General features: G+C 30.2%; 6 protein-coding genes. 5 read left to right on the top strand and 1 reads right to left on the bottom strand.

Annotated elements, in window-relative coordinates; translation table 11 throughout:
* The first annotated feature begins 161 nt into the window (after positions 1–161).
* The 3 genes from CN514_RS01690 to CN514_RS01700 all read left to right on the top strand — a co-directional run bounded on the left by CN514_RS01690 (position 162) and on the right by CN514_RS01700 (position 3261).
* Positions 162–1082: a lipase family protein gene (locus CN514_RS01690; protein ID WP_098231094.1), complete on the top strand. Its 921-nt coding sequence runs from the start codon at positions 162–164 to the stop codon at positions 1080–1082.
* 206 nt (positions 1083–1288) lie between these two features.
* Positions 1289–1507 (top strand): hypothetical protein, encoded by a 219-nt coding sequence (locus tag CN514_RS01695; protein ID WP_098231095.1) that lies wholly within the window; start codon positions 1289–1291, stop codon positions 1505–1507.
* A complete protein-coding gene (locus CN514_RS01700; protein ID WP_098231096.1) occupies positions 1507–3261 on the top strand; it encodes a hyaluronate lyase N-terminal domain-containing protein in 1755 nt (584 codons plus the stop codon). Before CN514_RS01695 ends, CN514_RS01700 begins: the two co-directional genes overlap by 1 nt.
* 331 nt (positions 3262–3592) lie before the next feature.
* On the opposite strand, the gene CN514_RS01705 is transcribed toward CN514_RS01700, so the two are convergent.
* Complete coding sequence (locus CN514_RS01705) at positions 3593–3955, bottom strand: group I truncated hemoglobin (RefSeq protein ID WP_098231097.1); 363 nt, start codon at positions 3953–3955, stop codon at positions 3593–3595.
* Positions 3956–4695: 740 nt separating this feature from the next.
* Here CN514_RS01705 and CN514_RS01710 point away from each other — a divergent pair.
* Positions 4696–5442 (top strand): YveK family protein, encoded by a 747-nt coding sequence (locus CN514_RS01710; RefSeq protein ID WP_098231098.1) that lies wholly within the window; start codon positions 4696–4698, stop codon positions 5440–5442.
* Positions 5381–6040 carry a CpsD/CapB family tyrosine-protein kinase gene (locus tag CN514_RS01715; RefSeq protein WP_098231099.1) on the top strand — a complete coding sequence of 220 codons (660 nt, stop codon included), beginning with the start codon at positions 5381–5383 and terminating at the stop codon, positions 6038–6040. Before CN514_RS01710 ends, CN514_RS01715 begins: the two co-directional genes overlap by 62 nt.
* The last annotated feature ends 239 nt before the right edge of the window (positions 6041–6279 follow it).

A 6279-nucleotide genomic window follows, 5' to 3' on the forward strand; every position in this document is an offset into this window, starting at 1 on the left:
TTAATAAATGAAATAACAAAATTTATATGATAACATTTGTAAAATAAAACTGTCAATATTTTATGTATATTTTTTTACTTTTTTGGGGAAAAGATGAACATGTCATATGGTCGTGGACATAATATGAAGAAAGAGACTGTCGAAAGGAGGTTAGGTTACTAATGAATTTTCGTGTAGTTATTTTTATCGTTACAGTACTTACTTTTTTTACAACGACCACCGGATGTAGCCAACAAGAGCAAAGAGAGCTAGAAAAGCTTCCCGATGGCGTACTACTAGCAGCATCTGAGCTTTCTTATGAAGCATTTCTAAGTAAAGAAATAGGCAATAGCTTAAGGGAACATAAAGGGGTTGTTGATCCATTACTTACTCAAGTTCATAAGAATCTTAGCGATTATAGTCTTGTTTCCATTACATCTGGTAATATTGGATTTTCAGCAATAGCATTAAAAAACAATAAAAATAATAGTTTATTATTTGCATTTAGTGGATTAAAGAAAATCAATTTACAAGATATTTATCAAAGATTAGTTGAATTTGAAACTCCAGAGAATGGTTCGCCAGTTGTCGTAGATCAACAAGCTCAGCAAGCATATGAGTGGGTTACATCAATATTAAATAAAAAAGAGAACACTCATTCAAGTGTATACGTTACTGGTCATTCCTTTGGAGGTTATTTGGCTCAATTTGTAGGTTATCAGCTTAAGAATGATAAAAAGTTGAAAAATCATCTATTTGTACAGGGCGTTACATTTAACTCATTAGGTGTACTATTAGATGATGGTTCGAAAAAACTTCATGCAAAGTCACAAAAAGTCCAAAAAACGTTTAAACCGCTATTTACAAATTACATTGTAAATGGTGACCCATTGGACTACGCTAATAAAACCTTCTTTAAACAAATAACCGGGTACTCACTCCAGCATCTCGGTAATGTAAAATATATTACAGTTGATAAGAATTATAAAACGTCTTTAACTGCTTTAGAAAAAACAACAGATTTATGGACAAAAGCAAGATTATTGAAACCTTTGTACCCATATCATGATTTAGTTGAGTTTGAGGGTGCGTTTTGGAAATAGAGTACATTTTAAAGATACTAAGATTAATCTAATAAACCTTGATCAAAGGTTTATGAACTAATCTTAGTATTTTTTTGTGCAAAAAATAATTACCATGTAAAACAAGTTATTTCTTTATTAATAGTCATTTATTGAGACAATTAAGAAATTTTTTTCATAAGATATTATATCTTAATTAATATTCATAGAATGGAGGTTAAAGTTTATTGACTTATTTTCTTAAAATTGGACAAGCAATAGAAAATAAGAAAAGTATTTTTTTAGTTTCAAATTCCCAAAAGTTTTTAAGTAATAAAACCCCTTTGTTTGCAGTTAGCCCCAATATTGATGGTGGTAATTTTACTGATGTGAACTTTGATCAGAATGTAGATGGTGGGAATTTTACTGACACACCTTTAAGCAATATAGACGGAGGGACTTTTTAATGGCACAAAAAATACAAATCCGAAGAGGTCTTAAAGCAAATTTACCACTTTTGGATATTGGTGAATTTGGCTTTACTACGGATACAAATGAGCTCTTTATTGGATCTAGTAATGGTAATGTTTTATTTTCAAATCGGAATGAATTGTTTAGTTTAGTTATTAATTTAAAAACTTTAGGGGTGAAATCAGGAAATAGTACATTTGCTTCTAGTAATTCAGCCATTCTAAAAAGTTTAATTGCACAATACCCAAATGGTGAGTTTACTTTTTATTTACCAAAAGGAGAATACTATTTTAATCCAATAGACCTAACTAATATATCAGGAAGTATAACAATAAAATTAAAAGGAGAAAATGATGGACTATCTCCATCTTGGTTTAAAAGTGTATCCACTACAGTAAAGACAAATAAGCAAGATTTTATATATGATCGACGAAATCCTTCTCCGGGCATTTGTTTTTACGTAGAGGATTTAAAGTTCTATTCTTATGAAGGTTACACTGAAGTTCCAACTGGAGTTTGTTTTGGAGCCCAAATTGACGGATCTGCTGAATACAATTTCCATTTTTATAATGTATACATCCATGGTTACGATTATGGATTTAAATCACCAGGTTTTTCTTGTTCAGGAAGTGGTGGTAAACATATGTCATTCTCTACCTGTCATTATGGAATATACATTAAATCAGCAAGTCATTTATTTCAAGCAGATGATGTTGAGTTACTTTATAATCGAGTTGGCATTAGATTCGGTTTCGGAGGTACCCCATGTTCAATTTCAAATATTCATGTGGCAACAGGCTACTTAGGTGCAGATAAAAATAATTTTAATAATTTTATTGTTATCCACACTAAAGGTATGGTTAAAATATCTAATTTATATCAAGAAGCCTATGAACCTTTAGCACAACCTGAAAAAACAACGACTATCGATTACGAAGGATGGGCTTATGGAGTTAATCCAATAATTATAGAAAACATGCCAATTACAGCTCCTTCTGGAAATGGAGGACTTTTTTTAAAAGGGAGAACTTATTTGGGTGAAGGTCCAGAAACAGGTGCTACAAATCCTATCGTAATTGATAGTGGCGATATTAACCATTATCCAAATGGATGTGTGATTTTAAAGGAATGCATGCCACCAAGTGATTTTACAACTTTAAAATCCTTAATTGATATAAATGGATCAGATGGTACAGGTTACTATTTTGAAGGAATGGAAATATATAAAAGTGGGCTGTCCTTATCAAAAGATTCAGTGTATAAATTACGATCAAAATTCAATTATGTTAGTAATAATTTAACAAGTTTTCAAAGTTATATAATGTATAATTTTTCAGATTTACAGTCACCAATCTCAAACGGGGTAGCCTTTAAGAATAAATTTGTTGAAATGTCATCATGTATAAATGTACAAGGGTCCGTTTATATAGATGCTGGGATTTCTACTAATGTAAAAGTAATATTAGGTGTAATTTATGATTATTATGACGATGCTACAGGAGGTACAAATAATAGAGGCGTAGAATTTTCTCCAATTTGTACAATTGATACTACAGGTGGAAAAGTTTTTAATGGTGGTAATTTTTATGTAGATGCAAACTTTACAAAAGGTATTAACCATAATTATAGAAGTCAAATTAAATTGGGGTATAAACTAGTAGACGGAGCAACAAGCACTTACAAATTAAAGTCTGCTGACTTTAGTAAAATGACATATAACGTAGAAATTCGGAAATCTCTGTTTTACTGAATAAATAATAAAGAGGTGTTTTAAATTATTTTTTTATTCATTTGAGTAGTAGAGCAAAACTTACTTTTGGGGTGAAAATCCCCCTTTTTTATGGAAAAGAATACTTGGTTAAAAATAGGTGTAATTCCGCGCTTATTAAGTTATTTTGTGCCCTATGCTATGGGTAATTGAGAAATCTCCAGTCAGTATTTTGATTAGTTTCATATAAATTTTTATACTGACTGAAGATACTTGTCTTTCGATGCTTAGAGTCATTAGAAGGTAACGAGCACTCCATATAAGTAAAGAAAACTATATTCAATTTTAATTAAACAGTAGCTGGTTATAAACATTATTTATACTGTATATCATCTCTAAGTGACTCTACCTTTGTTAAGGCCTGATCGATATCTGATTCACTAACTCCAAAATGTGCTAAAGCATCATGAAGATGAGTGGCAATTGCATTAAAATGTTCAGGTTGAATATTCATGCCTTCATGGGCTTTTGACATTGATCTTCCTGAATATTGGTTTGGCCCTCCTAAAGCAAAACTGATAAATTTTGTCTGATGTCGACGCTGCTTATCCATATCTGTTTTTTCAAAGAAGTGATTGACAGTTTGATCTTTTAGTACTAATTCATCGTAAAAATAGTCCACTACTTTTCCTACTGTTTCCTCTCCACCATATTTTTCGTATAGAGTTTGTTCCATATTAAAACTTCCCTTCATCATAAGCTAAAACTAGAATCCCCAAAGAACCCTGGAAATATTACTACAAAAGTATTTTTTCTACATGTAATGAAAAGAAATATATTAATTAAAAAAATCGACATTAATATTACTAATCAGTTAACATATTTTAAAAATAATGAACTATGGACTGACAAAATCGGATTGAGATAAATCGTTGTTAATACAATCAAAATGGGTATTTATACCAATTTTAAAATAAAGAAAACGACATTAGACGTAACTTAAGAACTTTACTTAAACTTCTAAAGAGTTTTTTTATAGGAACTTATAATTAAATAGCTCTATGTTAACCGTGTTTTAAGTTAGTAAAAAAGATGTAAATTTTTGAGAATATTATTGACTTGTTCTTTATAAAGAATTAAAATTTAATCATAATTATGATAATTTTAAGTTTTCAATAAAATCAAAAATTTAAATAAGATAGACAAATAGTTACACTATAGCAAACATTCTTGATTTTGTGTTCGTTATATAGAATATTAATTTAATGGAAAATTCAGAGGAAATGACAGTATCTATTTTCAATTAAATATAGATTATTAACTAAACCTGTTCAATATAACGAAATTAAATGAATATTAACTTCGATTATTTTCAGAATATTTAGAATAATAAACATACTCATTATTCCGTTCTATATATTGAATAGATTCCAATGAAAGAAATGTAAATAAAAATTGAAAAAAGTGGTGATAAGTATGGAAAATGAATTTAACATTAAAAAATTATTTGGAATCATAAAGAAGCGTATTTGGATACTCCTAGTATCTATTGGCTTATTTACTAGTTTAGGTGGAATCTACACGTTCTTTTTTACCACTCCACAGTATTCGACATCTTCCAAATTAATTGTAAATGCAAAAACACCAGATTTAATGAACACCCTATTGGTAATGGTAAAAGAGCCATCATTACTGGAATATGTTATTGATCAGATGAACTTGAATACAACAGCAGATGAGTTGAGTAAAAAAATTACAGCTGAAAGTATAAATAGTTCATCAGTAGTTCAAATAACTGCTGTTGATTCAGATCCTAAATTAGCAGCAGAAATCGCAAATACTACTGCAGATGTTTTTATGAATCAAATGCCAAGATTATTAGGGTTTAAAGATATTAAGTTTTTATCATACGCAGAAATCCATACTGTACCTATTAACGATAGCTATAGCAGTTATAGCATTTATGGATTTCTAGTAGGAACAGTTTTAGGTATAGCTCTCATCTTTTTATTAGATTCATTGGACGACACGGTGAGATCAGAGCAAAGTGTTGAGGAATTAATTGGAATTCCTGTTTTAGGGACTGTTTCCAAAATGAATAAGAAAAATACTTCGTTAAGTAAGATTGAAAGTAAATTTAATGATTTGAAGGGGGATTATCGTGCAGTTAAAGAGCAGAAAATCATCACACAAAATAGACATAATCAATCTAATAACTTCTAAAAGTCCAAATTGTAAAATTTCTGAAGAATACAGAACAATTCGAACTAATTTTCTAGGAAAAATGGAGGGGCGTAAAACACAATCTTTGATTGTTACTTCTCCAAATTATAATGAGGGGAAATCCACTACTGCAGCTAATCTAGCAATATCGTTTACACAGCTAGGAAAAAAGGTTCTCTTAATTGATGCTGATTTTAGAAACCCAAAGCTATTTTCTGCTTTTAAAGTTAGCAATTCATTTGGATTAAGTAGCGTATTAACAGGAGATGCCAGCTTAGAAGATGTAATAAATCAAACGGAAATTAAAGGCTTAGATTTATTAACAAGTGGACCAATAGCTGTCAATGCGGCGGATCTTCTAAGTTCAAAATTAATGAAAACATTAATTGAGACTGCAACTAATCAGTATGATATGGTCTTGATTGACACTCCACCTGTTCTTGAAGTTGCAGATGTTAAAATTTTTTCAGACTATTGCGATGGTGTAATATTGGTTGTTCGCTATGGGAAATCGGAAAATAATGATCTTATTCAAGCCAGAAAACTTTTGGCCGATAGTTCAAATTTAGTTGGAATCATTCTTAATAATAAGAGATAAGATTATATTGCTAAAATTGTATTTTACTTTTATAGTTTTGTTTTTTATTGAGAACAAAGGGAGCTTGAAAAGGTGATGTCTTCTTACCTCTATCAATGAAGGCACTCGGTTATGCTGTGGGTTTATAGATACCTTAGACGCAAGTCGTCGAGAGTGTGATGTGAGGATGGGTTAGATGCCCATTATTTAATTTAAAGTCTTTAACTATTGGATTTTTAGAAAATCCAATAGTTAAAGAC

Origin of the sequence: Bacillus sp. AFS001701, assembly GCF_002559405.1 — a bacterium.
Lineage (GTDB): Bacteria > Bacillota > Bacilli > Bacillales > Bacillaceae_G > Gottfriedia.